This is a genomic window from Streptomyces sp. NPDC020996 (assembly GCF_040641355.1).
Lineage (GTDB): Bacteria > Actinomycetota > Actinomycetes > Streptomycetales > Streptomycetaceae > Streptomyces.
Genome location: NZ_JBFADM010000043.1, coordinates 1 through 25,391 on the forward strand (window position 1 = coordinate 1; position 25,391 = coordinate 25,391).

A 25,391-nucleotide genomic window follows, 5' to 3' on the forward strand; every position below is an offset into this window, starting at 1 on the left:
ATGAGGCGGAAACGCCTGCGTCAGCACCCCGACCGCAATCCGATCCGACAACCGCTCACCCGCAGGCGTCCCGGCCTGCCCCACCCTCGCCACACCAACGACAACGAGACACAGCCACTTAAGTCACCGGCATTGAGCCTAGGCCGGTCCGGCGGACCAGGCTGGGGCCGGCCCGGTGGATCACGCCGGACCGGCCCTAGTGGGCAACCCGCGGTAACGGAAGGGCCCTACGTCCGAAACCTTCGGTTCCGTTTCTGGCGGTCGCGTGAAATACGCCACGTCCAAGATCCAGAAACCCGCTCAACAGACGGCTTCAGGCCATTTCTTGCCAGAAGTTGGGCGGCGCGCCAATCCACGCAGGTGGTCCGAATGGAGTACTGTTGCGAGCCCTGGGTCCGGTCTCCCGCCAGGGGCGTCCGAGGCCTTGCCGGACCGCCGGGAGGGGGCGAGTTGCACAGGGTGACGGAGTTGGTCACTTAGCGTTGCAAAGAGGTAACCGTGCCATAACGGCGATCAAGGGCCCGCGCCCGACACGCCGGGCAACACGGCAAGGTTGTGGCAGGCTGCACCCGGGCAGGCCACACTCGACTAGCGGAAGCAGCGACGCACGTGACGTCGGCAGGCACCACCCGGGAGGTCCCCATGCCCGAACTGCGTGTCGTGGCCGTCTCGAATGACGGCACACGGCTGGTGCTGAAGGCTGCCGACTCAACGGAGTACACGCTTCCGATCGACGAGCGGTTGCGTGCCGCCGTTCGCGGCGACCGGCCCCGCCTCGGCCAGATCGAGATCGAGGTGGAGAGCCACCTCCGCCCCCGTGACATCCAGGCGCGGATACGTGCCGGTGCCACCGCGGAAGAGGTCGCGCAGATGGCCGGCATCCCCGTGGACCGGGTACGCCGTTTCGAGGGACCCGTGCTCGCGGAGCGCGCGTTCATGGCCGAGCGGGCCCGCAAGACGCCCGTGCGCAGGCCCGGCGAGAACGCGGCCGGACCGCAGCTCGGCGAGGCCGTCCAGGAACGCCTGCTGCTGCGCGGCGCCGAGAAGGACACCGTGCAGTGGGACTCCTGGCGCCGCGACGACGGCACCTGGGAGGTCATGCTGGTCTACCGGGTCGCGGGCGAACCGCACTCGGCGAGCTGGACGTACGACCCGCCCCGGCGGCTCGTCCAGGCCGTCGACGACGAGGCGCGCTCGCTGATCGGCGAGTCCGACGACCTCGCCGCGCCGGAGCCCAGCTTTCCGTTCGTGCCGCGCATCGCACGGCTGCCGCGCGACCGCCCGCTGGACCGCCCCGACCGGGAACGGCCGAGCCTGCCGGCCCAGGCCTCCGAACCCGCCGAGGAGACCACCAGTGAACGGGACTCGCTGACCAGCCTGTTGGAGGCGGTACCGAGCTTCCGCGGCGACCTGGTGGTCCCGGAGCGGCCGTCGGAGACCGCGTCGGAGGAGCCTGCCGTCGAACCGGCGGAGGAGGAGCCCCCGGCCCCCGCGGCCTCGGCCGGCGCCGGCTCCGCCTATGCCGACGTCCTCATGCCCCGGTCCGTCGGCAGCCACCGCGAGCGCCTCATCGGCTCCACCGACCGCCAGGCGGAGGCCGACGGCGTCCGCCCCGGCCGCCGGGCGGCGGTCCCGAGCTGGGACGAGATCGTGTTCGGCACGCGCCGCAAGAAGCAGGAGTAGCCGGCCGCACTCAGCGGTACGACATGACGAGGGCCGCGCCGTCGGGCGCGGGCCTCGTCATGTCGTCGGATCCCGAGGTCGTCAGGGCTGAGAGGCTGTCAGGTCATCGGCGCACAGGGCCGGTCGAGACGATGGCAGGGACATCCTCAGTCGTGCCTCGAGGAGTTGTTCGCCCGGCGGCCGGAACGTCCGGCGCGCGTCAGGCCGGTGGCGACGCGTTACCGCCGGACGGCGAGACCGCGTCGGTGAACACGGCTCGACCACGCCGAGCGCTCCGGTGCGGGAAGGGACGAGGTGAGGGTCTGATCCGTCGTCACCGCGCGTGGTCTGCTTCCGTCTCTGCTGCGAGGGCCGCGTCCAGTCGACGGGCGGCCAGCACGCCCACGGCTCCGACGGCGAGCAGGACGCCGACCGTGCCGAGGGTGAAGAGCTCGAACGACACGCGGGAGACCCCCCACACGTCCCGGAAGTCGTAGTCGATGCCGAACAGCCCCTCCAGCACACCGGGGAAGAGCGCCGACCACGATCCGACCGCGATCCAGGCGTAGACGAGGCCCGCGCACACCAGGAAGCCGGCGCTGCCGAAGGGCACTCGGTAGGGGCGATGGACGTCGGGGCGTCGCAGTCGCAGCACGACCAGGGCGGGGACGATCACGAGGTAGGACAGCAGCAGGGTGGTGACGGCGACCGTGAGGACCACCGAGAACACGGCGGCGGCGTCGCCGTCGGCCAGTCGCATGGCGGCGAGCATGAAGAGGGTGGCGACGACCCCGGACAGCAGGTTGGTGCGCACGGGGGTGCCCAGTCGGGGATGGAAGGCACCGAGTGAGCGGGAGAAGAACCCGCCGTCGGCCGCGGCCATGGCCTGCATGCGGTCGCTGACGATCATCCATGCGCTGCCCTGGGTGAGGAGGGCGAAGACGAACATGACGGCGGTGAGGGTCAGCAGCGGGCCGCCGGCGCCACCGTAGATGTCGAAGACCAGGCGGGCGCCTTCCATGAATCCGCCGATGCCGGTGACCTGGTCGGCGGGGACGACGGCGAGGAGGGCGAGGACGGGCAGCACGTAGCAGCATGCGGCGACGGCCGCGGACCGGCCGAGCGCGGCCGGCACGTCACGCTGGGGGTCCTCCATCTCCTCACCGGCGGCGTTCGGGGCCTCGAATCCGACGTAGGCGAACAGCAGGATCGGCACCAGCGCGAGGAACCCGGCCGTGGTGGGCGTGAAGCGGGCGTCGTCCAGGCCGTGGAAGCCGTGGCGGACCCCGTACAGGACAGCGGTGGCCGTGAAGAGGACGAGGGAGAAGACCTTCACCATGGCGCCCGCGGTGGTGATCCACTTGCCGCGGCGCAGGGACACCACGGCGGTCAGGATGGCGATCCAGACGAACAACAGCTTGAAGGTGTAGTCGGCGACCGTGCCGGAGCCGAGGGGGAAGACGAAGCCGTCCCAGGTCTCGGCGGCGAGGAAGACCAGCGAACCGCCCAGCCAGATGGGGTTGGTGACCCAGTAGAGCAGGGTGGTGAGGGCGGCGGCCGTACGGCCGAAGGCGAGCTTCACCCAGACGTACGGCCCTCCCTCCTGGGGGAAGGCGGCGCCGGTCTCGGCGAAGAGCAGGGCGTAGGGGATCAGGAAGAACAGCGCGATGGCCGCTGTCCAGGTGGCGGCCTCGCCGCCGCCGGTGGCGATCTGCCCGACGGTGTCGAAGGAGATCACCGCCGCGATGCCCATGGCGGTGATGTCGAAGCGCCGCAGGCTGCGCTTGAGGTGGGTGGCGGCCTCGGGCGCACGCGCTTCGGTCGTCGAGGGATGAAGGGACACGGGCAGTTCCTCGGGGATGTGTGCGGACTGCGGGAAGGCGCGTGCGGGGCGCCGCGACGGTGTGGGGTCCGTGTCGGGTGGTGCTGTCCGGGTGCCGGGCCGGGCAGGCCGGCCCGGCACCATCAGGAGTTGGTTCAGGCGGGGCTGATCTCGCCGTCGGGCGCGGTGCGTTCCAGGACGCCGCGCAGGGCGTCGGCGGCTTCCTCGGCCTCGGCCTCGGTCATGATCAGCGGCGGGGAGAGGACCAGGCTGTGGGCGGAGTCGCGGACGATGACTCCGGTCTCCCGCCGGATCACGTCGTGCGGCATCCGGTCGGGGTTCAGCGGGAGCGGGGTACGGGTGGCGCGGTCGGCGACGAGTTCGACGGCGAGCATCATGCCGACCGAGCGGATCTCGCCGACCACCGGCAGGTTGCCCAGTCGGGCTTCCAGTTCGGCGTGGAGGAGGCCGCCGATGGTGGTGGCGCGGGCGAGCAGGTCCTCCTTCTCGATGAGGTCGAGGTTGGCGAGCGCCACCGCGGTGGCGACGGGGTGGCCGTTGTAGGTGTAGCCCATCGGGAAGCCGTGGTCGCGCAGCAGCACCTCGGCGACGTGGTCACCCACCAGCAGGGCGCCGAGCGGCACGTAGCCGGAGGTGATGCCCTTGGCGGTGACGATGATGTCCGGGGTGACGTCGAAGTACCGCGCGGCGAACCACTCGCCGACCCGGCCGTAGGCGGTGACGACCTCGTCGAAGATCAGCAGGATGCCGTGGCGGTCGAGGACCTCGCGCACCCGCGGCCAGTAGTCGGCCGGCGGCACCAGCATGCCGCCGACACCCATGATCGGCTCGCCGATCATCGCCGCGATGTTGTCCGCACCGATCCGCGCGATGCGCTCCTCCAGTTCGCGGATCAGGAAGTCGGTCGGATCCTCGCCGCCGTAGAGCTCGGTGCGGTACGGCCACGGCGGGGTGAGGTGGGAGACGTGCGGCATCATCGGGGCGAAGCCCTCGTGGTAGACGGGGAAGCCCGTGGCCGAGCCGCCTCCGTAGCCGATGCCGTGGTACGCCTTGTCGCGCGCCAGGATCCAGGTGCGGTTCTTGTCGCCCCGGCGGTGGTGGTAGTAGCGGGCCATCTTGATGGCCGCCTCGTTGCCCTCGGAACCGCCCGAGGTGAAGTACACGTGGTTCAGCGGGTCCGGGGCGATGGACGCGAGGCGGGCGGCCAGTTCGATCGCGCGGTCGTTGGAGAACTCCCAGAAGCTGGTGAAGTACTCCAGCTTCCGCATCTGCTCGTGCGCGACGTCGGCGAGCTCCGCGCGGCCGTGGCCCACCTGGGCCAGCCACAGACCACCGGTGGCGTCGAGGTACGAGCGGCCCTCGGAGTCCGTCAGCCGGCAGCCGGATCCCTCCGTCATGACCACGCGCTCGGTGGCCGTGCCGGGCAGGTAGGGGTGGATGATGTGCTCGCGGTCCAGCCGGAGCAGTCGTGCGGCGTCGAGGGTCATGGGCGGGTGCGTCCTTTGCTCGAAGACGGGTGCGGGTGTCGGAGGTGGGCGGTGGCCGGCCCGGTCAGCCGTAGGCGATCCACGTGGTCTTCAGGCCGGTGTACTTGTCGAAGGAGTGCAGCGAGAGGTCGCGGCCGTGGCCGGACTGCTTGAACCCGCCGAAGGGGGTGAAGGGGCTGAGCGCGTCGACGGTGTTGACCGACACGGTGCCCGCGTGCAGCGCGTCCGCGACGCGGTGGGCGCGGCCGAGGTCGCGCGTCCAGACGGACGCGGCCAGGCCGTACGCGGAATCGTTCGCCAGCCGGACCGCCTCCGCCTCGTCGCGGAAGGGCAGCACGGTGAGGACGGGGCCGAACAGCTCCTCCCGGACGAGCGGGGCGTCCGCCGGCAGGCCGGTGACGACCGTCGGGTCGAGGTAGGCACCCGTACGGTCGGGCCGGGTGCCGCCGCACACGAGGGTGCCGCCGGACGTCCGGACAGCGGCGAGAATCCGCTCCACCTGCGCCTCGTCGACCAGCGGGCCGAGCCGGGTGGCGGGGTCGAGGGGGTCGCCCGGGGTCCAGGTGCCGGCGTGTTCGGCGACCCGCTCGGTGAACTCCGCCGCGACCGACGCCTCCACCAGCAGACGCGTGTTGGCCGAGCACACCTGTCCGGCGTTGTAGACGAAGCCCCAGGCGGCGCGTTCCGCGGCGGCCTCCAGATCGGCGTCGGCGAAGACCAGGTTGGGGCTCTTGCCGCCCGCCTCGGGCCACACCTGCTTCATGTTCGACTCGGCCGCATAGGCGAGGAACCGCTTCGCCACCGCGGTCGAGCCGGTGAAGACCACCGTGTCCACGTCCGGGTGCAGGCCCAGCGCCCGACCGGTCACCTCGCCCCGGCCCGGGACCACGTTCAGGACCCCGTCGGGCAGTCCGGCCTCCACCGCCAGTTCGGCCAGCCGCAGCGCCGACAGCGGCGACTGCTCGGCCGGCTTCAGCACGACGCTGTTTCCGGCCGCCAGCGCCGGGGCGAGCTTCCAGCTCGCGAGATCCAGAGGGAAGTTCCACGGCACCACCGCCCCGACCACCCCGAGCGGTGCGCGGCGCACCAGGGCGAGATTGCCGGGCGGCGCCGGGGCGACCTCGTCGTAGAGCTTGTCGAGAGCCTCCGCGTACCAGGCGAACACACCGGCCGCACCGGGTACGTCGGTGCCGTGGGACTCCGCTACGGGCTTGCCCATGTCGAGGGTGTCGCACAGGGCGAGTTCCTCGCCGTGCTCCTCGATGAGCCGGGCGAGGGTGAGCAGGACGCGCTTGCGCTCGGCCGGCGCGGTACGCGACCAACGGCCGTCCTCGAAGGAAGCACGCGCGGCACGCACGGCCCGGTCCACGTCCGCCTCGGAACCGGCCGCCACCTCGGCGATCGTCTTGCCGGTCGCGGGGTTCACGCTGGGCAGCCAGGTGTCGTCCACGGGCCCGGTCCACCGACCGTCGATGAACAGGCGCGTGCGGGGCTCCAGGCCGGCCGCGAGCCGCTGCCAGTGGTCGTACGTCGTCATGCTGTGGCCTTCGATCACGTCGTGGGACGGGGAACCTTCCCGCTCCCGTCGGAGCGGTACCTGTCGGGCATCCGGCCGAGCGGCTGAGAGCGGTGGCCCGGAAGGGAGACACGATGGCTCGCCTCACAGGCGCTCACCCGACTTCTTTGAGCCGCAATTCAAACAATCGATGAACCGGTCGTCAATGCTCCAGGCAGGCACTTCTTGCCAAAGCCGACTCCGGTAACAGAGAATTAACGACCATGGGGAAAGTCGGTAGACCACGCAACCAGACGGCTCGCCGGGAAGCCCTCGTCCTCGCGGCAGGGCGCGCCATCGCGGAGCGCGGCCTCGAGGGTCTGCGCATCAAGGACATCGCGGACGCGGCAGGCGTCTCCCAGGGCTCGGTGCTGTACTACTACCCGGAGCTGGACGACCTGGTGCTCGAAGTGCACCGGGAGGCGGTGGAGAGCTTCCTCTCCGCCCGGCAGAAGGCGTACGACGACGCGCCCGCCGCAGACCCCGCGGGACGGCTGCGCGCCCTCCTGGCCGGCGGTCTGCCGGACGGCACGGAGGACGAGGTCCACGGACTTCTCTACGAACTCCACCGGCGCGCCGGCCGCAGTCCCGGCCACGCCGAACTGATGACCTCCCTGTACGCCCGGGAAGTGGCGCTGTACACGACCGCGCTGGAGGTCGGCTCCGCCACGGGTGTGTTCACCCTGGCCGCCGGCGCGCAGGAGCTGGCGCAGGGCCTGGTCGCCATGGAGGACGGCTACGGTCTGCACATCATCAGCCGCAACGCGGCGCTCGACCCCGACAAGGCCCGCCGGATGATCCTCGCGCACGCCAGAGCGGTGACGGGCTGCGCCGCGTTGTGACCGGGCGGGGGCCGTCCCGGCCGCGGTGAGCCGGCAGGGCGGCCACCATTCAGCCGGTCGTGTCCCGGGCGGCGATCTCCCGCAGCATGTCCATGACCGCGCGAGCCCGGGCGGTCTGCGTCACGCCCTTCAGGCAGACCAGTGCGACGTCCAGGGCGGCCGTACGGTCACGCAGCGTCAGTTCCGCGATCTCGCCACCGCCGTAGGTCTGGCTGGTCGCCGGCCGCTGGTTCAGCACGGAGTAGCCCAGCCCCCGGCTCACCAGGGAGCGCACGGTCTCGTAGCTCTGGGTGCGATAACGCACGTCGGGTGTCACCCCGGCGGCGGCCAGCAGCGAGCGGAAGTAGTCACGGCTGTGCGGAAGGTCGAGCAGCACCATCGGCTCGTCGGCCAGTTCGGCCAGCTCCACGGAATCCCGGCCGGCGAGCCGGTGACCCGCCGGGACGATGACGTGAGGCGGAGCCTGGGCGATCGACTCGGCGCCGAGGTCCGTCTCCGGGGCGAGCCCGAGATCGTAGGTCAGGGCGAAGTCGAGGCGCCCCGCGCGCAGCGCGGTGGCCAGCTGCTCCGTCTCCGCCTCCACGATGTCGATCTCGATACCCGGGTAGCGGACGGTGCATTCGCTGAACAAGGCGGGCAGGAAGTAGGGAGCCAGGGTCACGAAGCAGCCCACGGCCACCGGTCCGTAGAGCGTCTCTCCTTCCCCGCGGGCCTCCCGCTCGATCTCCTGCGCGCGCGACAGCAGATCGCGGGCCTGCTGCTGAAGGCGCTGCCCGGCGGGCGTCAGGGTGAGCCCCCGGCCTCTACGGCGGAGGAACACCTGCACGCCCAGGTCGCGCTCCAGGTTGTGGACGGCCGCGGACACAGCGGACTGGGCGATGTGGAGCCGCGCCGACGCCACGGTGAGCGACCCGCACTCAGCGGCCACGAGGAAGTAGCGGAGCTGAACGAGCGTGAAACCCACCGCGGGCGTCATGTGCACCTCTTGTACCTGTGTTGCGGGACCGTGCCCGTTCTCGGCGCGACGCCTTCTTCCGCGACGGGCGTGACGGGCCGTTGACGGAGTGCCCGCACCGTGAGCGAGGCGCCACCATCAGAATGCCTCACGGCGGCGACAGGCCGGTCTGCCGGGATGGCCGGAGGGCCGGCTCACCGCGCGGAAGGTCCGGCGGGGGTGGTGGTGTCCACCGCGGTCCAGGCCAGGGCCACGGCCCCGTCGAGGAGAGCGCGTTCGGCCGTGCCGCCCACGCAGTACGCGGCGAACTCGTGCTGGTGGTTGGTGGCGGGCAGCGAGCCGATCCCGATGTACGGGTGGATGGCCGGCACGACCTGGGACACATTGCCCATGTCGGTGGAGGCGCGGTTCATCCGTGCGGCCTGCCCGGGTGGCGCGAACTCGCGCCCCAGTGCCAGGGCGTTGGTCCGGTAGCGGGCGAGGGCGGCCTCGTCGGTGCGGAACTCCGCGTAGGGCTTGCTCTCCGGCTCGACGGTCAGCTCGCACCCGGTGGCGAGCGCGCCCGCCTCGAAGGCACGCATGACCCGCGGTTCCAGCTGGGCCAGCTCGGCGAGGGTCTCGGCCCGGACGTACCACCGGCCGCTGGTCCGCTCCGGGATGGCGTTCGGGGCGTCGCCGGCGTGGGTCACCACGCCGTGCACCCGTGCCGAGGCGGGCAGTTGCTGGCGCAGCAGCCCGATGGCGACCTGGGCCACCGTGAAGGCGTCGGCCGCGTTGACCCCTGCCTCCGGGTAGGCCGCGGCATGGGCCGACTTTCCGGTGTAGGTGATCCGGGAGTGGCTGACCGCGAACGGACGGGCCTCGGCGACGTCGACGGGCGCGGGATGCACCATCATCGCGAGGTCCACTCCGGCGAAGGCACCCCGTTCGAGCATTTCGATCTTGCCGCCGCCGCCCTCCTCGGCCGGGGTGCCGTACACCTCGACCGTGAGGCCGATGTCGTCGGCGACCGTGGCCAGTCCGAGCGCCGCGCCCACCGCGCTCGCCGCGATGAGGTTGTGTCCGCAGGCATGGCCGAGGCCGGGCAGCGCGTCGTACTCGGCGCACAGCGCGATGCGCGTCGGCCCGCTGCCGAACCGGGCGAGGAAAGCCGTCTCCAGGCCCAGGTACGCCGGGGTGACATCGAATCCGGTGCGTTCCAGCAGCTCGGGTACGGCCGCCGCGGCCCGGTGTTCCTCCCAGGCCGTCTCCGGATCGGCGTGCAGCCGCTCGGAGAGGCGGATCAGCCGCTCCGCGTACCGGTCGACCTCGCGGCGCGCCGCCTCCTTCGGCGTGCCCATCACAGATCACCCGGAACGCCGTACGAGGGCGCGGCAGCGGGGTCCAGGCCGCGGCGCACGTAGTCGTCGCGCTGCGGCAGCCACACGCCGACCAGTTCGGCGAGCCGGTCCACCGGATCATCGGCCCAGTCCACCCGCAGATCGGTGACACGCCAGCCGGCGTCCGCGACGACCGCGAGGCCCGCGGAGCGCACCGGCCCCTCCTCGCCGCCGGCCTCGACGGCCGCCCGCAGCGCGGCCAGCAGGCGTTCCTCGAGCTCCCCCGTGGTCGCGGACCAGGCGTCGAGCATGGCCCGGGGGATGTGCTCGCCGGCCAGCATGTTGCCCGCCGCGACCGCGCCGTCCGCGGTGGCGGCGGCGTGGGTGCCCAGGGTGCGGGATCCGCTGAAGGCGTGGCCGGGGCCGGTGCGGCCGAGGACGGTCAGCTGCCGGTACTCGATGTTCGCCGCGTCCCGCCGGGCCGCCGTGACCTCGGCCAGTGCGCGCCCGGCGTCGCCGTGCTCGGCCAGGCGCTCCAGCAGGCGGGTGCCGAGGACGGGGTCGGTGACGTTCTGCGACGCCGCCGCGCCGACGCCGGGGCGCAGATGGGCGACGCGGGCGGCGACGGCGGGGCTGGAGGAGCTGACCACGACGCCGAACCGCTTCCCGTCCCGGACCACCAGGGAGAACGTCACCGTCGTCCCTCCCCCGGGATCACCGCGATCGCGTCGATCTCGCACAGCCACTCCGGACGGGCCAGCGCGGAGACGACCAGACCGGTGGAGATCGGGTGCACGCCCTTCGTCCAGCGGCCCACGGTGCGGTAGACCGCCTCGCGGTAGCGCGGGTCCACCAGGTAGACGGTCAGCTTGACCAGGTGTTCCATCCGGCTGCCCGCCTCTTCCAGCAGCATCTTGATGTTGGCCATCGCCCGCTCGGCCTGCGCTTCGGCGTCGCCGATCCCGACCGACTCGCTGGTGTCGAGGTCCTGGCCGATCTGGCCCCGCACGTACACCGTGTCGCCGGCGACCACGGCCTGGCAGAGGTCGTTGTCCAGGTTCTGCTCGGGATAGGTGTCGCGGGTGTTGAAGGGCCGGATCCGGGTGTGGCCGCCGGCCACGATCGGGGCGTTCGCGCTGCGGCCCTCGTTCGCGGAGGTCATGGTCTGCTCCTCAGCTCTCTGCGCCGGCCGGCGCGGCGCCGGCCCGGTCGATGGTGGCCCGGTCGGTGGTGGCCCGGTCGCCGCCGGCCCGGTCGGTGGTGGCCCGGTCGGTGGTGGCGTAGGCGAGGTATCCCCGCCGGATGGCGATGTGGTCGGCGACGTACCGGGCGTCGTGCCAGACACCCCAGATGAAGCTCGACCCGCGCCGGGAGAGCCACGGCAGGCCGAGGAAGTACACACCGGGTTCACGGGAGACCCCCCGGCGCTGGTCGGGCCGGCCCTTCTCGTCGAAGGCGTCGACCTCCAGCCAGCCGTAGTCGGCGGCGAAGCCCGTCGCCCAGATGATCGAGGTGACACCGGCCTCGGCCAGGTCCAGCTCCAGCAGCGGGTCGGTCACGCTGTCCGGGTCCGGACCCAGCACGTGGGCCTCGGGCTCCTCGGGGAGGTCGAGGCCGTTGCGCGTGACGTACTCGTCGGCCGCCTTCAGCAGTGCCAGATACTTCGCGTCGCCGGCCGCGATGTGCTCGGCCAGGTCCGGGGCGAAGCGCAGCACACCGCCGTCGTAGCCCGCTGTCATGCCGGCCAGCCGGATACCGGCGGCGGCGAGGGTGCGGAAGTCGACCGTGCGGCCGCCGTGGGCGCCGCTGACCGCGATGGTCACGTGCTCGGCGCCCTGCGCGGGCGTCTCCGCGTCCCACAGCCCCAGCACCCCCAGCCACCAGCAGAAGTCACGCCCGCGGTACCGGCGGGGAGGACGGTCGTGGGGGCCGACGGAAAGGAAGACGCGGCGGCCCGACCGGCGCAGCTCGTCCGCGATCTGGACCCCCGAGGAGCCGGCCCCGACCACCAGGACCGCGCCCTCGGGCAGTTGGCCCGGATTGCGGTACGCGCTGGAATGGATCTGCACGGGGACGGCGCCGTCCGGGACGATCGGCGGAATCACGGGCCGCTGGAAGGGCCCCGTCGCCGCGACGACGAAACGCGCGTCGATGGTGCCGTCCGACGTCCTGACCCGGAAGCCGGGCCGGTCCGCGTGCCGACGCACCGACGTCACCTCGACACCGCATCTGACCGGGGCGCCGATCTTCTCGGCATAAGCGGCGAAGTAGTCCGCGACCTGCTCCTTCGAGGCGAAGGAGTCGGGGTCGACATCGGGGAACTCCAGCCCCGGGAACCGGTCGTGCCACGCGGGTCCGTTCGCGACCAGTGAGTCCCACCGCTCGGAACGCCACCGCTCGGCGACCCGGTGCCGCTCCAGGACCACATGCGGGACTCCCAGAGCCGTCAGGTGCTCGCTCATCGCGATACCCGCCTGCCCTGCCCCGACCACGACCACGTCGGTCTCTTCGCTCGCCATCTCAGCCTCCGCACAGCGGCGTTCCATTCCGGTGCGGTTTTCACCGGCGGCCGCTCAGGCCATCCTCGAATCGACCTCGAAAGCTGTCCAACAGTTGTTTTCGACGTGGGTCATCTGATTTACAGATGGGTGCCCGCTCCGCCGCAGTTGCCCGAGCAGCGGGGCGGCGACGGGCGAGCGCGCGCACACGCCGGTAGTGCGGTAAATCCGCCGGCGGACGGATCAGCTCACTTGACGCCGTGGTCGACCAGGTAGCGGACCGCGTCCAGCATCACGCGGTGGTCCTTTCCGCGCCCTTCACGTCCGGGCCGTGACACCGCACGCGCCGCGGCCCGCACGCGCCGCGGCCCGTCCGCCAGGTCGCCGAACCTGTGCGCGAGGCAGTCGCACGACGGGGACGGCGAGTCGGACCCCACACAGGTGAGCGCGAAAGGCAGCGGCAACAGGGCCTCCTGGTGATCGGTTTGGTTCGCACCCCCGATCTGCCAAGAGGCCCTGCTGTCATGCGCCGACCCTCGTGATGTCGCCGGGGCTGACGGCGCGGGGGCCGAGGCCGCCGAGGCCGACCTCGCCGGGGCCGACCTCGCCGAGGCCGAGGTCGCCGGGGCCGAGGTCGCCGGGGCTGACGGCGCCGGGGCTGACGGCTCCGGGGCCGCCGGGCTACTGGGGGTCCGGCCCCACGGCCACCGGCCGGGACGGATCCGCGGACCACTCCGACCACGAACCCACGTACAGGGCTGCCGGAATGCCCGCGACCGCCAGGGCCAGCACCTCGTGCGCCCCCGACACGCCGGAGCCGCAGTACACGCCGACCTCGCGGCCGTCGGACGCGCCGAGGGACGCGAAGCGTTCGGCCAGTTCCCCGGCGGGCAGGAACCGCCCGTCGGGCCCGACGTTCTCGGTGGTGGGCGCGGAGACGGCACCCGGGATGTGGCCGCCGACCCGGTCGATCGGCTCCACGTCGCCGCGGTAGCGCTCGCCCGCCCGCGCGTCGAACAGCACCCCGGACCGCGCCAGCGCAGCCGCACCGTCCGCGTCGAGGAGCCCCTCCCCCGGCTTCGGCTCGAAGTCGCCCTCGTCCGGGTCGGGCACCGCCGTGTCCAAGTCGCCCTCCCAGGACGGCAACCCGCCGTCGAGGACCCGCACGTCCGGGTGACCCGTCCAGCGCAGCAGCCACCACGCGCGGGCCGCGGCCCAGCCCTGTCCGCCGTCGTAGACGACCACCGGCCGCCCGGCCGACACGCCCGCCCGTCGCATCGCCGCGCCGAACTCGCCCAGGTCGGGCAGCGGATGGCGGCCCCGCTCGCCGGGCGCGGAGGCGAGTTCGGCGTCGAGGTCCACGTAGACGGCGCCGGGCAGGTGACCGGCCGCGTACTCGGCACGCCCGTCGAAGGGCGGCTCACCGGCCGCCTTGGCGAGGCTGAGCTGCCAGCGGACGTCCAGCAGCACGGGCGGGCACGGGCCCGCCAGTTCGCCCGCGAGTTCGGAGGCGGAAATGATGGCGTTCATGGCCACCATCCTCGCCCATGGGGTGGCCGCTTCGCCCGAGTCGGGCTACTCTGCTCGGCCGGACGGGCCCGATCACCAACCGTACGGGGTCGGGCACATGCTGTACAGATGATCGACACCCTTGGGCAAACACGTGGAAATGAGCCGACGGCCACATTTTCGGCACACTCCGGACGCGGGCCTCGGCGCGGCGGCGCGCCCAACCGCGCGCCACCGGAGGTGGTGCGAGCATCGGCACCGAAGTCCTGCACAACCGAAGTCCTGCACAGCGGAAGCGACGCGGCCACCGCGAGGGGCCGGGGAGAGAGCGACGATGACCGAGTCACGGGGGACGGCAGGCCCGAACGGCGGGAGGCACGCTCGGTACGCGCCGGGCACGCCCTGCTGGGTGAGCCTGATGGTGCACGGGCTGGCCGCGACGCAGGACTTCTACGCAGCCCTGTTCGGCTGGGAGTTCGCACCGGGCCCCCAGCAACTCGGCCCGTACGTGCGAGCCCTGCGGGACGAGGACGGCCAGGAGGTCGCCGGGATCGGCCAGTTGCCGCCGGACCGCCATCTGCCCATCGCCTGGACGCCGTACCTCGCCTCGGACGATGTGGACGGGACGGCGGAGACGGTACGGCTGTGCGGCGGCACGGTCGGCGTGGGCCCCCTGGACGCGGGCGAGGCCGGACGCCTCGCGCTCGCCTCCGACCCTTCCGGCGCGGTCTTCGGCATCGCGCAGGCGTCGGCGCACCCGGGCCCGGCCGTCACCGGCGTGCCCGGCACCCCCGTCTGGAACGAACTGGTGACCTTCGAGCCCAAGAGCGTCGCGAAGTTCTACGAGACGGTGTTCGGCTACGAGGAGGGCCCGGACGCCGCCTCCACCGCCTCCACCGACGGCGACCGCGTGACCCTGCGTGTCGACGGCCACCCGGTCGCCGGCATCCACGGCGTGGGCAACCCCTCCCCCCGCGACCGGGGTTCGCACTGGACGACGTACTTCGAGGTCGCCGACGCCGCCGAGGCGACCGCCCGCCTAGTCCACCTCGGCGGCCACGTCCTCGAAGCACCCCACGACAGCCCGGACGGCCGCGTGGCCGCGGTCATGGATCCGGAGGGGGCGCGGTTCGCTTTGCTGGAGCAGCGGGGTTGACCCGGGCTTCCGGAACGGCGGTTGTGGGACCGCGCGGCGGGCGGGGCGCCAGCGCAACGCCGGCCCGCCAACTTCGGCGACGTCTCAGGCGAGGGCACCCTGGGGCAACCGCCGGCCCGCCCGCAGCTGGGGCCCGCAGAGGCTGCTTCGTGGACCCACCGGCCATCACCTACATGGCGTCGGTCTGGAGATCGTCGTCCCAGTCGGTCGCCAGTGCGGCCGGCAGCGCCAGCCCGTACTTGTCTCGCACAGGAAGCGGGTCTGGCAGTAGCGCTGGCAGTCGGCGGCCACTCTGCCGTGTTTCTGCTCCAACAGGGCCGAGATTTAGGGAGATTACACGCGGCGTTCGGCCAACCACCGGCTGTTCACTGCACACGGGCGGCCGACGGTGCGGCCGCCTTTTCAGGCGCGCTCGGTGTCCGTCTGCTGAGGGACATGCCGGGTGGCCGCTCCCGGCGTGTCGAGTTCCGCGAAGAGCGTCTCGCCGGCCGACCGCCAGGCACGTACCTGGGTGTGGCTCGGGCCGAGTTCGTCGTGGTGGTGCTTGCAGCCGGCGCTGAGTCTGTTCCACAGGGCGTCGACGCGGCGGGCCACGTCGGCGCCCGCGTAGTGGCGCAGGCAGAGCAGCTTCGCGCGCGTGCTCACCTCGTGGAGTCCGGCTTCCCGGGCCGTGGGGGCCGCGTCGACGGCCGCTTCGAGGGCCGCTACGAGGGCGATCCGGAGGGCGTAGGCCGCGCCGCGGTCGCGGCCCGCCGGGGGCAGCGGCCCGCCGGGGGCAGCGGGCCGCCTCGCGTTCACACTCGGCGACTGAACGGTCGGACGACTCACGTCGTCGCCGGGTCCGTGCTCACGGTTTCGCGTGAGGCGTGGGCGGGGTCCGTCGGGCGGGCCGCTTCGGAGCGGCAGGTCCGGCACCCGTACGGTCCGTGCGTCAGCCGGTGGGGACGCGTACCGTCTCCACCCAGCGCGGGGGCTGCGGGGCGGCCGGGCCTATCAGGGCGGCGATGAGACGGCAGCAGGGGGTCTCGTCGGGCCAGGGGGTGAGGCCGTCGGTGAGGACCACGACGATGCTCGGGCGGTCCGGGGCCGCGAGCGCCGCGTCGATGCCCACGCGCATGTCGGTGCCGCCGCCCCCGCCGAGGGTGATCTGCTCGGTGGCCGTCACCCGGGAGACGGCGTGCACGTCGGCGTCGCAGGCGAGGACGGTGACGCGGTTGCCGCGGACGCCGACCTCGCGCAGGACGCCGGTGACCTCGCCCAGGGCCGCGGCGAGTTCCGCGTCGCCCATCGAGCCGGAGGTGTCGACGACGACGGCCACCCGGGGCAGTGGCCGGCGCAGGCTCGGCAGGACGACGCCGCGCAGTGCCGGAGTGCGGCGCGACGGGCGGCGGTAGGTGTAGTCGACGGCCCCGCCGGCCCACGCGGCGGCCTCCCGGACCGCGCCGGTCAGCGCCTGCCGCCAGTCCACCGTGGGCTCCAGGACCTCCTCGGCCCAGCGGCGCCAGCCCGCCGGCAGAGTGCCGCGACCGCGCTGGTGGGCGCGCATCGCCTCGGCGGTCTGCCGGCGCAGTGCCTGGGCCTCGACCTCGCCGAGCGGTGCGGGGCCGACGGATCCCGAACCGCCGAGTTCCCAGGGGCCGGGGCGGCCGTGGGCCCCGGAGCCGCAGTCGTGCCGGCGTACGTGGGGCGGCAGTTGCCCCAGGTAGGTCTCGAAGATCTGGCCGTCGGGCAGGCCGAAGTGGCGGGGTTCGACGCGTCCGTCGGGCAGGCGCAGGCCGTCCGCGAGGAGGTCGTCGTTGATCTCGCAGTCCTGGGCCACGTTGACGCGGTACCGGTCGCGCTGGTCGGCGGCGGGGAGCCGGTCGGCGCGTCCGTGGTGGTCGCGCAGCAGGTGCGCCGCCTCGTGCATCCACACGCCCGCGAGTTCCTCCACGGGCGTCGCGTCGACGAAGGCGGGCGACACGTAGCAGCGCCAGTGCCGGTCCACGGCCATGGTCGGGATGTCGGGGCAGGGCACGACGCTCAGGGCGTACAGGGCCGACGCCAGGTAGGGGCGGTCGCTCGCCGCGCGGTAGCGGGCGGCGAGCAGTTTCGTCATGTTCACGGGTCCGCGGGGCGCCGTCATGCCGGTGTGGCTCACCGGGCGCCGGGCAGGGCCCCGGACAGCTGCAGCAGTTCCAGGAAGCCGTCGATGCCGGGCGGCACCGGCCAGTCGAGCTCGCGCATCGCCGCGAGGTCGGTGGCGGCCCGCGCGGCGACGTCCGGCACCCCCGCGTCCACGGCCTTGGCCAGTACGGCCCAGCCGGCCTCCCAGCGGGGCCGGGTGGGTTCGCTCTGGATGGCGGCGACCACCGCGATGAGGAAGGCCAGTTGGCGGTCGCCGCGGTCGGGCAGGGCGAACGCGTCGGGATCGGCGAGGACCCGTTCGGGGTCCGGCAGATCGAGGTGGTCCAGGTACGAGAGGAGTTCGATGCCCGCGCCGTCGCCTACGGCGCCGGTGAGCGCGGCGGCCAGGGCCTCGCGGCCGGCACCGGTCGCGTATCCGGTCGCGAGCAGCCGCAGCGCCATGTCCCAGGTCCGCGGGGACGGCCAGGACCGGCCGCGGCTCTCGGCGTCGGCGGGTATGTGGTGGACCAGGCCCGGCCGGGCGGTGAGGAAACCGGAGACGGCGCCGCGGGCCCGCGCCACGGCACCGGGCACCTTGGCCGGATCGACCGCGGGGACGGCCGCCTCCGGCCAGGTCCCCGCCATGCCGCGCGCGACGGTGCGGGGGTCGTGGGTCCAGTCGAGGTGGACGAAGCGGTTGGCGAGCGGAGGGCTCAGGTGCCAGCCGTCCGCTGCGCTGGAGGGCGGGTTGGCGGCGGCGACGATGCGCACCGCGTCGGGCAGTACGAGGCTGCCGACCCTGCGTTCGAGGACGACGCGCAGCAGCGCCGCCTGCACGGCCGGGGGCGCGGAGGAGAGTTCGTCGAAGAAGAGCAGGCCCTGTCCGGCGCGGCTGAGCCGGACCGCCCAGTCGGGCGGGGCCATCGGTACGCCGGTCACCGCCGGGTCGTCGCCGACGATCGGCAGTCCGGCGAAGTCCGACGGCTCGTGCACACTGGCGATGACCGTCTCCAGCACCAGGCCGAGTCCGGCGGCCAGTTGCTCCAGGCCGGCCGACTTGCCGATGCCGGGTTCTCCCCACAGCAGGACGGGCTGATTGGCCGTCACCGCCAGTGCCAGTGCCTCCAGTTGGGGGTTGGCGGCGGGTTCGGTCCGGTGGGTGCGCAGCCTGCGGACGAGGTCGTCCGCGGCGGCCAGCGGCCCCGGCTCGGTACGGGGGGTGGGGATGGTGCTCACAGGTCCTCGTCCTCGCCGTCGTCCTCGTCCCCCTGCTCCTGCTCCCGCTCCTTCTCGTCCAGCCACTCGTCCACCCAGTCGGAGCCGATGCCCGGATGCTCCTCCTCCACGCGCTTGCGCAGGAAGGCCAGGTCGTGGCGCTTGTACCGGCGGACGATCTGGGCCAGCGAGAGCTCCGAATTGTCGACCACGTCGATGCGGGCGCCGGCGGCGAGCAACGCCTCCACGAGGGCCCTTGAACCCCCGTCGTTGACCGCCACGTACAGCGGGGTGCGGTACCGGTGGTCCAGGGCCTCCAGGTCGAGTCCCTCCGCGAGCAGCCGGGGCAGGAGTGCCTCGTGGTCGAGCAGGTGCAGCACATGGAGCAGCGTGCGCCGGGCGGCGTCGCGTACCCGGGGGTCCACGCCCGCGTCCAGGAGTTCGAGCACACCGTCGGTGTCGCCGTGCTGGGCGCGCAGGAACAGGTCCTGCCGCTGGGCGCGCAGCGCCTTCGGCAGCCGGCCGCTGCCCGACGTCCAGGTCTGCTGGACGGCGAAGCACCCGGCGACGGCGCCGCCGAAGGCGCGCAGGGCCTGCTCGCGTCGCTGTTCCTCGTCGTCGTGCGGCATGTGGAGCAGGTGGCCCGGGCGGAAGGCAACCTCGTGCCATTCGCCGCGGCACCTGACCCGGACGGGGGCGGGCGCGGCGGGACCGGGCGGGCCGACGGGACCGGCGGCGGGACCGAGTGCGGGGAACAGCGCCTCGCGGACCAGCGGGTGCAGGTGGTCCGGCGCGACTCCGCCGACGCGCATCAGGTCGAGGTCGGGCAGTCTGCGCCAGAGGGCCTCGGCCAGGAAGGGCAGGTCGCCGGCCTCGTTCCGGCTGACGGCCCTGATGCGCAGCCCGGCGGGAGCCGACGGCGCCGGCTCCAGCAGGAGGCTCGTCCGCCAGTCGACGCCGATGAGGAAGCGGTCTCCGACTCCCTCGTCCGCCAGTCGTCGGATCTCCGGTTCCAGGCGGGTGTGGTCGAGCGCGAGCCTGCCGACGACTTCCCCGGGATCGACCCGGTACCAGGCGGGGCCGGTCGGGGGTGTCAGGTCGAGTTCGATCCCGACGGCGCTCAAGGCCGCCGTGACGTCGCCGTTCTGGTGCAGGAGGGTGACCCACTCGGCACGCGCCGCCGGGTCGTCGTGGCCGGGATCGGCGGTGGGCAGCTCGTCCGTGGTGCGCGGCCTGCCGTCGGGACGGAAGAACGGCGGGCGGTCGTGGCCGCCGCACCGCGGGAGCAGCGCGGCGGTGTGCCGCGCGTCCCACAGGTGCCGGGCGTACCGCCAGTCCTCGGCGGCTTCCTGGAAGACGCCGGCGGCCTTCTCGTCCGCGATCGTCTCGAACCGCAGGGTGAGCCGCTGCGGGCCTTCGAGCATCGCGGGCGTGGTGAGGTGCAGGTACGGCGTGGAGCGCCGGCGTTCACCCGCCCGCACCGGGCGGTAGCGGGCGAGGACGACGGTGCGTCCGGTGGCGATCGTGGTCCGGCCGCCCAGCGCCCTGGGCAGGTGCCAGCGCACCAGGTCCGGCACCAGGTGGCGCAGGTCGTCCTCCAGGGCCGCGGCGACGTCGTGGCCGCAGTGCTCGGCGACCTCGGGCAGGTCGATGGCGACGTCCACGCCGGCCGCCGCGCACGCCCCGCGCCAGTCCCCGGCCGCGCGGCGTCCGGTCGCCCGCTCGATCATGTTCCGGGGCACCGCGTAACGGCGGATCCGCCGCCGGCTCGCCGCCTCCTCCGGTGGGAAGCAGGGGAGTTCGGAGCGGGGGCTCACCGGTAGACACTTCCTATCGCGCGCAGGTCCGGGTGGGCCCCGGCCGCCGGCCGCAGGCGCTGGGTGAAGGATCGCTTGACCTTGCGGGGCAGGCCGGGTCCGAGACCGACGTACTCCAGCGGTGAGTCGTCCGGTACGGCTGCCAGCAGGGACTTCGCGCCCCGTCCGGTGAGCCCGGTGTGGCAGAGCTCCAGCCGGCGCAGCGGGCTGCCCGGCAGCGCGGCGGCCAGTGCGCGGGCGCCTTCGTCTCCGGTGGCGTTGGCGGGGGCGCCGAGACTGCGTTCGGACCTCGGCCGGCCGAGGTCGAGCGCCTCGATCCCGGCCAGGGCGTCGGCGAGGGCGCGGGCGCCGGCGGGGCCGATGCCGTTTCCGCCCAGTGCGAGGCGCACGGGGCGCCGGGCGTCGGCAGCGGCCGCGAGGACGGCGGCGCCTTCGTCGCCGAGGTGGTTGGCGGGCAGGTACAACTCGCGCACGCCCGCGTCGCGGATCAGCGCCGCGAGCAGGCCGGCGGTGTCGGCGGTCAGGCCGTTCCCGCCGAGGAAGAGGCGTTCCACCGGGCGCGGGCGGCCGGTGAGGGCGTCGAGCAGGGCCCGCAGCCCCACGGCGGTCAGGCCGCAGTTGACGAGGTCGAGGGTGCGCAGCGCGGTGTTGCGGCGCAGCATCCCGGCGAGCGCGACGGCGCCGTCGTCACCGACCGGGTTGCGCTTGAGCCACAGGGCGCGGACGGTGTCGTCGTCCGCCAGCGCGTCGGCGAGCGCGGTGACGCCTTCCGGGCCGATGCGGTTGCAGCCGAGGTACAGGGTGTGCAGGCCGTGGCCGTCGACGAGCGCCCCGGCGACCGTGGACGCCCCTTCGTCCCCGATGGCGTTGGTGCCGAGCAGGACGTGCGCGGCGTGCGGCGAGGAGGCGGCGACCGGCATCAGGCGGGCGGCACCGGCCGCTCCCAGTCCCTGTTTGCACAGGTCGACCCGCCCGTCCGCGCGCACGGTGCCGACCGGGAAGGCCTCGTCGGCGGTGACCGGTCGCGCCGACCCCAGCCGGGCCAGCAGCGGGTCCAGCCGGGACGGATCGACGATCGGGATGTCCGGATGTTCGATCGCCGGGCAGCGTACGGGCGTCGGCTGCGTCATCACCACTCCACCGGTTCCTCGCCGGTGCCCGGCTCGCCGAGGGCGGCATCGCCCTCCGCCCGGCCAGGACGGACCGACGCCAATCGACTTTCCTCCACGACAAGGGCGGCAAGGCTGGTCGGATTCGAACCGACGTCCTCCAGCTCGATGCTAGGGCGCGACGACCTCTGCGCTACAGCCTTGCCGCGGATGATCATAGCCCCATCCGCTTCTGTGCTGATCGGCTTTCGCCGAACGCCCCGGCGCTTGGTGAGCCGTTCGGGAGCCGACCTGCTGAGCGGGCTTCAGAAAGTGAACGCAGGCACAGCACTTGACACCCCGTCAGGCTCGCTGGCTTCATGTGTTGCGGTGTGAGTGAGCCGGGCGAGCCCTCATGCCGCGCACTGGTTTCACCTCGGAGACGGGCACGACAGGCCGTCTTGGCCCCAGATCCCTCATTTCACTTCCGGAAGACGCCGGTGTCGGCGCCGGCGAATGGGAGCGCTCCCAGGCTCCCCGAGTTCGTCCCCCACCGTCCGGGTGCCACAGAAGCCACCCGGCGAGCGAAAGGACTCACATGACCGGATCGCGCCTGAAGCGGCCCCACGGGACCGCGGTTGTCGCATCGCTCGTGGCCGCCCTGTTCCTGATCGCCCTCTCCCTGGCCGGGGCTCCGCACGCGTCCGCGAGTACCACCCTCTGCGGCAAGACCGACAGCACGAAGGTCTCGGGCGGCAAGTACGTCGTCCAGAACAACGAATGGGGTGACTCGATCCCCCAGTGCATCGATGTGTCAGACAACGGCTTCAAGGTCACCACCGGCTGGCACGACGTGGGCACCAGCGGCGCGCCGGCGGCGTATCCGTCGATCTACGCCGGCTGCCACTACGGCAACTGCTCCAGCGGCAACGGCCTGCCGCTGCAGGTGTCGGCCTTCGGCAACCCGCAGTCCAGCGTCGACTTCTCCACCGCCGACGGGCAGTGGGACGCCGCGTACGACATCTGGTTCGACACCAGCCCCAACCCGTCGGGCCAGAACAACGGCGAAGAGATGATGATCTGGGCCAACCACTCCGGGTCGCCCACACCGTTCGGCACCAAGGTCGGGACGGCCTGGATCGAGGGTGCCAACTGGGACGTGTGGTACGGCCGTCAGAACAACGGCATCGCCTGGAACACCGTCTCCTACGTCCGCCAGCAGCCCACCAACGCGATCACGGTCAACATCAAGGACTTCACCGACGATTCGGCCGCTCGCGGCTACCTGTCGCCGGCGTGGTACATGACCAGCGTGCAGTTCGGCTTCGAGCCCTGGGTCGGCGGCCCCGGTCTGGCGGTTAACTCCTTCTCCTACGACTCCAACGGCTCCGGTTCCGGTGGCGGTGGCGGTGGCGGTACGTCCGGCACGATCGTCGGACAGCAGAGCGGCCGCTGCCTGGACCTGAAGGACTGGGGCACCGCCGACGGCACCCCCGTCCAGTTGTGGGACTGCGGAACCGGCTGGAACCAGAAGTGGACCCGGAGCGGCGGCACCCTCGTCAACCCGCAGACCGGCAAGTGCCTTGATGTGGCCTCCGGTTCCACGGCCAACGGCAGCAAGGTGCAACTCTGGTCGTGCAACGGCACCGGCGCCCAGCAGTGGCAGTTCAACGCCAACGGCACGGTCACGAACCCCCAGTCGGGGAAGTGCCTGGACGCCGCCGGTTCCGGCAACGGCGCGGTCCTGCAGATCTGGGACTGCTACGGCGGCGGCACGCAGCCCAACCAGGTCTGGGCACAGAGGTAGCGCGCCGGCCGGCGGCCCTCAGGCGGGGGCTACCGGCAGGACGTCGGGCGACAGCGCGCCTGCGCGGGCTGTCGCCGCGGTCATGCGGCGGCGGTGGTGGCGGCGGCACAGGACCTCGTAGCCGACCGCGTCCGACTGGTTGACGTCGCCGACGACCACCTGGGCGCCCTCGACGACCATCTCGCCGCCCACCGTGCGGGCGTTGTGCGTGGCGCGGGCCCCGCACCAGCACAGGGCCTCGACCTGGAGGACCTCGACGCGGTCGGCGAGTTCGACCAGCCGCTGCGAGCCGGGGAACAGCTTGGTGCGGAAGTCGGTGGTGATGCCGAAGGCGTAGACGTCGAGGCCGAGGTCGTCGACCACGCGCGCCAGCTGGTCGATCTGCTCGGGCGCCAGGAACTGCGCCTCGTCGGCGATGACGTAGTCCGCGCGGGCGCCCTGCGAGAGGTGGTCGACGAGGTAGGCGTACAGGTCCGTGCCGTCCTCGACCTCCACCGCGTCGGTCACCAGGCCGAGGCGTGAGGACAGTTTGCCCTCGCCCGCGCGGTCGTTGCGGGTGAATATCATGCCCGCGAGGCCGCGCGCCGAGCGGTTGTGCTCGATCTGCAGCGCCAGTGTCGACTTCCCGCAGTCCATCGTTCCGGAGAAGAACACCAGCTCGGGCATGGGGAATTGACGCCTTTCAGGGACGTGGGGTGCGACGGGGGGTGTGCGGCGGCTCAGGAGCGTACTTCGAGCAGCGGGACCAGTTGCTCGGCGGGGGTCATCGAGCCGTGGTTGCCGACCATCGCCGACTCCTTCGGCTCCCGCTCGGAGGCGATGATCAGCACGTCGTCGCGGGCGGCGGCGACCACGTCGCCGATGCGGGCGTACACCCGCTCGTCGATGGCCGGGCCGAACCAGCCCGCCGCGATCGCCTCGTCCCGGGAGGCCACCCAGAACTGCTCGCCGAGCACCTCGCGCCAGCAGGTCAGCACGTCGGCGGCGGCGCCCGGCACCGCGTAGACGTGCCGGGCGCGGCCCTCGCCGCCCAGCAGGGCGACGCCGGCGCGCAGTTCCCAGTCCGCGTCGAAGTCGATGCGGTGCTCGTCGTCGAACGGCACGTCGACCATGCCGTGGTCGGCGGTGACGTACAGCGCGGTGCGCGGCGGCAGTTGCTCGGCCAGGCGCTGGACGAGCCGGTCGACGTGCATCAGCTGGCCGCGCCAGGTGTCGGAGTCGACGCCGTAGCGGTGGCCGGCACCGTCGAGCTCGGAGTAGTACGTGTAGACCAGGGAGCGGTCGCCGGCGGCCAGTTGCCCGGCGGCGACGTCCATGCGCTCCTCGCCGGTCAGCCGCCCGTGGAAGGCGCCGCCGCTGAGGGCGACCTTGGTGAGCGGGGTGTTCTGGAAGGCGGGCGACGACACCTGGGCGACGTGCACCCCGGCCTTCTCGGCCAGCTGGAAGACGGTGGGGTACGGCTGCCAGACGTGCGGCGCGGTCCAGGGCTGCCAGCGCAGCTGGTTCATCAGCTCGCCGGTGGCGGGGTCGCGCACGGTGTAGCCGGGCAGGCCGTGCGCGCCGGGCGGCAGGCCGGTGCCGACGGAGGCGAGGGAGGTCGCGGTGGTCGCCGGGTAGCCGGCGGTGATCGGACGGCCGGTGCCGCCGCGGGAGCCGGCCAGCAGGGAGGTCAGGTAGGGGGCGTCCTCCGGGTGCGCCCTGAGCTGCTCCCAGCCCAGGCCGTCGACCAGGAACACGCAGTTCCGGTCGGCGGGGGCAAGCTCGGTGATCGCGGCCGTCATGCCGGGTACGCCCATGCCGGCGGCCAGCGTGGGCAGCAGGTCGGCGAGGGAGCCGCTGCCGTACTCGGGGCACGGCGCGGAGTCGACGGCCAGAGGTTCCGGGTGCTGGTCCCAGGATGCGGGGCCGGGTGCGGCTGCCGGGGTCGGGTGGGACATCAGCGGGTGACGTCCGCGGTCGCCTCGGACAGCGCCTGCGCGAAGGCGAGAGCCTGGCGGACGGTCTCGGGGCCGTCGCCCGCCTCGCTGACGCGGAGGCTGAGGTCGTCCGCCGTGGAGTTGCCGGTGTAGCCGTGGTCGGCCTCGCAGTCGGGGTCGCCGCAGGCGGCGGGCTCGAGGTCGATGCGGGAGACGGCGCCCCAGCCGATGGTCAGGACGACCTCGCGCGGCAGGGTGCCCGGCGTGTACTGCTCCGGGTTGGCGACCACGCGGCTGACCACGACCGACGAGATCCGGCCGAGCTTCACCGACTCCGTGGACGTGGTGGCGTACGGCGTCGGCGAGGTGCTGTCGGCCGCCTGCTCGTCGGTGTGGCTGACGACGAAGCGGTTGCCGGTGAGGACGAGCACGGTCACGTGCCGCCGCACCTCGTTCTGGTCGAACGTCGTCTCCTGGTGGACCAGGTACGACCGGATGGGCTCGCCGCCCACGGCGGCCTCCACCGCCTCGGCCACGAGGGCCGGGTAGTAGCCGCTGCGCTCGATCGCCGCTCGCAGCCCCTGGGTCGTCGTACTGGTCTTGGCCATGCGTCCAT

General features: G+C 72.9%; 22 protein-coding genes and 1 tRNA gene. 4 read left to right on the forward strand and 19 right to left on the reverse strand.

Translation table 11 applies throughout. The annotated features are described in order from the left end of the window. Window positions 1-642: 642 nt before the first annotated feature. Complete coding sequence (gene sepH / locus AB0G63_RS26090; protein ID WP_360754660.1) at window positions 643-1,683, forward strand: septation protein SepH; 1,041 nt, start codon at window positions 643-645, stop codon at window positions 1,681-1,683. A gap of 313 nt (window positions 1,684-1,996) precedes the next feature. On the opposite strand, the gene AB0G63_RS26095 is transcribed toward sepH, so the two are convergent. From AB0G63_RS26095 to AB0G63_RS26105, 3 genes are all read right to left on the reverse strand, one after another. After that, window positions 1,997-3,505: an APC family permease gene (locus AB0G63_RS26095; protein ID WP_360754662.1), complete on the reverse strand. Its 1,509-nt coding sequence runs from the start codon at window positions 3,503-3,505 to the stop codon at window positions 1,997-1,999. Between the two features lie 134 nt (window positions 3,506-3,639). Continuing rightward, a complete protein-coding gene (locus tag AB0G63_RS26100) occupies window positions 3,640-4,992 on the reverse strand; it encodes an aspartate aminotransferase family protein (protein ID WP_360754665.1) in 1,353 nt (450 codons plus the stop codon). 64 nt (window positions 4,993-5,056) lie between these two features. Then, the gene (locus AB0G63_RS26105) at window positions 5,057-6,529 is read right to left on the reverse strand and encodes an aldehyde dehydrogenase (RefSeq protein ID WP_360754667.1); all 1,473 of its coding nucleotides are present in this window, start codon (window positions 6,527-6,529) and stop codon (window positions 5,057-5,059) included. Window positions 6,530-6,771: 242 nt separating this feature from the next. Here AB0G63_RS26105 and AB0G63_RS26110 point away from each other — a divergent pair, with 242 nt between their 5' ends. Beyond that, window positions 6,772-7,389, forward strand: coding sequence for a TetR family transcriptional regulator C-terminal domain-containing protein (locus AB0G63_RS26110; protein ID WP_360754669.1), 618 nt, complete (start codon window positions 6,772-6,774; stop codon window positions 7,387-7,389). Between the two features lie 49 nt (window positions 7,390-7,438). Here AB0G63_RS26110 and AB0G63_RS26115 read toward each other — a convergent pair whose 3' ends face one another. The 7 genes from AB0G63_RS26115 to AB0G63_RS26145 form a co-directional block, all read right to left on the reverse strand. After that, entirely contained in the window at window positions 7,439-8,365 is a 927-nt protein-coding gene (locus AB0G63_RS26115) for a LysR family transcriptional regulator (RefSeq protein WP_360754672.1), read from the reverse strand. Window positions 8,366-8,538: 173 nt separating this feature from the next. Then, window positions 8,539-9,684, reverse strand: a complete 1,146-nt coding sequence (locus AB0G63_RS26120; RefSeq protein WP_360754674.1) for a M20 family metallopeptidase — start codon at window positions 9,682-9,684, stop codon at window positions 8,539-8,541. Next, complete coding sequence (locus AB0G63_RS26125; RefSeq protein ID WP_360754677.1) at window positions 9,684-10,358, reverse strand: DUF1028 domain-containing protein; 675 nt, start codon at window positions 10,356-10,358, stop codon at window positions 9,684-9,686. The genes AB0G63_RS26120 and AB0G63_RS26125 overlap by 1 nt, the downstream gene beginning before the upstream one ends. Beyond that, window positions 10,355-10,825: a RidA family protein gene (locus AB0G63_RS26130; RefSeq protein ID WP_360754680.1), complete on the reverse strand. Its 471-nt coding sequence runs from the start codon at window positions 10,823-10,825 to the stop codon at window positions 10,355-10,357. Before AB0G63_RS26130 ends, AB0G63_RS26125 begins: the two co-directional genes overlap by 4 nt. Window positions 10,826-10,835: 10 nt before the next feature. Next, window positions 10,836-12,182 carry an NAD(P)/FAD-dependent oxidoreductase gene (locus AB0G63_RS26135; protein WP_360754682.1) on the reverse strand — a complete coding sequence of 449 codons (1,347 nt, stop codon included), beginning with the start codon at window positions 12,180-12,182 and terminating at the stop codon, window positions 10,836-10,838. A 227-nt stretch (window positions 12,183-12,409) separates the two neighbouring features. Next, complete coding sequence (locus tag AB0G63_RS26140; protein ID WP_360754684.1) at window positions 12,410-12,625, reverse strand: hypothetical protein; 216 nt, start codon at window positions 12,623-12,625, stop codon at window positions 12,410-12,412. 217 nt (window positions 12,626-12,842) lie between these two features. After that, on the reverse strand, window positions 12,843-13,691 hold the full coding sequence (locus AB0G63_RS26145) for a sulfurtransferase (RefSeq protein WP_360754686.1): 849 nt from the start codon (window positions 13,689-13,691) through the stop codon (window positions 12,843-12,845). 313 nt (window positions 13,692-14,004) lie between these two features. On the opposite strand from AB0G63_RS26145, the gene AB0G63_RS26150 reads away from it, so the two are divergent. Next, the gene (locus tag AB0G63_RS26150; RefSeq protein WP_360754689.1) at window positions 14,005-14,826 is read left to right on the forward strand and encodes a VOC family protein; all 822 of its coding nucleotides are present in this window, start codon (window positions 14,005-14,007) and stop codon (window positions 14,824-14,826) included. Window positions 14,827-15,228: 402 nt separating this feature from the next. Here the strand turns inward: AB0G63_RS26150 and AB0G63_RS26155 are convergent, their stop codons facing one another. The 6 genes from AB0G63_RS26155 to AB0G63_RS26180 all read right to left on the reverse strand — a co-directional run bounded on the left by AB0G63_RS26155 (window position 15,229) and on the right by AB0G63_RS26180 (window position 21,276). Further along, entirely contained in the window at window positions 15,229-15,624 is a 396-nt protein-coding gene (locus AB0G63_RS26155; RefSeq protein ID WP_360754692.1) for a hypothetical protein, read from the reverse strand. Between the two features lie 133 nt (window positions 15,625-15,757). Continuing rightward, window positions 15,758-16,951 (reverse strand): VWA-like domain-containing protein, encoded by a 1,194-nt coding sequence (locus AB0G63_RS26160; protein WP_360754694.1) that lies wholly within the window; start codon window positions 16,949-16,951, stop codon window positions 15,758-15,760. A gap of 11 nt (window positions 16,952-16,962) precedes the next feature. Further along, entirely contained in the window at window positions 16,963-18,168 is a 1,206-nt protein-coding gene (locus tag AB0G63_RS26165; RefSeq protein WP_360754697.1) for a sigma 54-interacting transcriptional regulator, read from the reverse strand. Beyond that, window positions 18,165-19,964, reverse strand: coding sequence for an ankyrin repeat domain-containing protein (locus tag AB0G63_RS26170; RefSeq protein ID WP_360754699.1), 1,800 nt, complete (start codon window positions 19,962-19,964; stop codon window positions 18,165-18,167). Before AB0G63_RS26170 ends, AB0G63_RS26165 begins: the two co-directional genes overlap by 4 nt. After that, window positions 19,961-21,094, reverse strand: a complete 1,134-nt coding sequence (locus AB0G63_RS26175) for a gala protein (protein ID WP_360754701.1) — start codon at window positions 21,092-21,094, stop codon at window positions 19,961-19,963. Before AB0G63_RS26175 ends, AB0G63_RS26170 begins: the two co-directional genes overlap by 4 nt. A 109-nt stretch (window positions 21,095-21,203) precedes the next feature. Next, window positions 21,204-21,276, reverse strand: a tRNA-Arg gene (locus AB0G63_RS26180). Between the two features lie 374 nt (window positions 21,277-21,650). Here AB0G63_RS26180 and AB0G63_RS26185 point away from each other — a divergent pair. Then, on the forward strand, window positions 21,651-22,859 hold the full coding sequence (locus AB0G63_RS26185; RefSeq protein ID WP_360754703.1) for an RICIN domain-containing protein: 1,209 nt from the start codon (window positions 21,651-21,653) through the stop codon (window positions 22,857-22,859). An 18-nt stretch (window positions 22,860-22,877) separates the two neighbouring features. Here the strand turns inward: AB0G63_RS26185 and AB0G63_RS26190 are convergent, their stop codons facing one another. The 3 genes from AB0G63_RS26190 to AB0G63_RS26200 are packed head-to-tail and all read right to left on the reverse strand — an operon-like array spanning window position 22,878 to window position 25,383. Next, the gene (locus tag AB0G63_RS26190; RefSeq protein WP_360754706.1) at window positions 22,878-23,525 is read right to left on the reverse strand and encodes a thymidine kinase; all 648 of its coding nucleotides are present in this window, start codon (window positions 23,523-23,525) and stop codon (window positions 22,878-22,880) included. A gap of 53 nt (window positions 23,526-23,578) precedes the next feature. Then, window positions 23,579-24,796: a nucleotide pyrophosphatase/phosphodiesterase family protein gene (locus tag AB0G63_RS26195; protein WP_360754709.1), complete on the reverse strand. Its 1,218-nt coding sequence runs from the start codon at window positions 24,794-24,796 to the stop codon at window positions 23,579-23,581. After that, window positions 24,796-25,383 carry a DUF5998 family protein gene (locus AB0G63_RS26200; protein ID WP_324785150.1) on the reverse strand — a complete coding sequence of 196 codons (588 nt, stop codon included), beginning with the start codon at window positions 25,381-25,383 and terminating at the stop codon, window positions 24,796-24,798. The genes AB0G63_RS26195 and AB0G63_RS26200 overlap by 1 nt, the downstream gene beginning before the upstream one ends. Between the last annotated feature and the right edge of the window lie 8 nt (window positions 25,384-25,391).

Excerpts from the sequence above, each read along its gene's own strand:
- sepH (WP_360754660.1), top strand. The coding sequence starts at position 643 with ATGCCCGAACTGCGTGTCGTGGCCGTCTCGAATGACGGCACACGGCTG.
- AB0G63_RS26100 (WP_360754665.1), bottom strand. The coding sequence starts at position 4,992 with ATGACCCTCGACGCCGCACGACTGCTCCGGCTGGACCGCGAGCACATC.
- AB0G63_RS26105 (WP_360754667.1), bottom strand. The coding sequence starts at position 6,529 with ATGACGACGTACGACCACTGGCAGCGGCTCGCGGCCGGCCTGGAGCCC.
- AB0G63_RS26110 (WP_360754669.1), top strand. The coding sequence starts at position 6,772 with ATGGGGAAAGTCGGTAGACCACGCAACCAGACGGCTCGCCGGGAAGCC.
- AB0G63_RS26115 (WP_360754672.1), bottom strand. The coding sequence starts at position 8,365 with ATGACGCCCGCGGTGGGTTTCACGCTCGTTCAGCTCCGCTACTTCCTC.
- AB0G63_RS26120 (WP_360754674.1), bottom strand. The coding sequence starts at position 9,684 with ATGGGCACGCCGAAGGAGGCGGCGCGCCGCGAGGTCGACCGGTACGCG.
- AB0G63_RS26130 (WP_360754680.1), bottom strand. The coding sequence starts at position 10,825 with ATGACCTCCGCGAACGAGGGCCGCAGCGCGAACGCCCCGATCGTGGCC.
- AB0G63_RS26135 (WP_360754682.1), bottom strand. The coding sequence starts at position 12,182 with ATGGCGAGCGAAGAGACCGACGTGGTCGTGGTCGGGGCAGGGCAGGCG.
- AB0G63_RS26145 (WP_360754686.1), bottom strand. The coding sequence starts at position 13,691 with ATGAACGCCATCATTTCCGCCTCCGAACTCGCGGGCGAACTGGCGGGC.
- AB0G63_RS26150 (WP_360754689.1), top strand. The coding sequence starts at position 14,005 with ATGACCGAGTCACGGGGGACGGCAGGCCCGAACGGCGGGAGGCACGCT.
- AB0G63_RS26160 (WP_360754694.1), bottom strand. The coding sequence starts at position 16,951 with ATGACGGCGCCCCGCGGACCCGTGAACATGACGAAACTGCTCGCCGCC.
- AB0G63_RS26175 (WP_360754701.1), bottom strand. The coding sequence starts at position 21,094 with ATGACGCAGCCGACGCCCGTACGCTGCCCGGCGATCGAACATCCGGAC.
- AB0G63_RS26185 (WP_360754703.1), top strand. The coding sequence starts at position 21,651 with ATGACCGGATCGCGCCTGAAGCGGCCCCACGGGACCGCGGTTGTCGCA.
- AB0G63_RS26190 (WP_360754706.1), bottom strand. The coding sequence starts at position 23,525 with ATGCCCGAGCTGGTGTTCTTCTCCGGAACGATGGACTGCGGGAAGTCG.
- AB0G63_RS26195 (WP_360754709.1), bottom strand. The coding sequence starts at position 24,796 with ATGTCCCACCCGACCCCGGCAGCCGCACCCGGCCCCGCATCCTGGGAC.
- AB0G63_RS26200 (WP_324785150.1), bottom strand. The coding sequence starts at position 25,383 with ATGGCCAAGACCAGTACGACGACCCAGGGGCTGCGAGCGGCGATCGAG.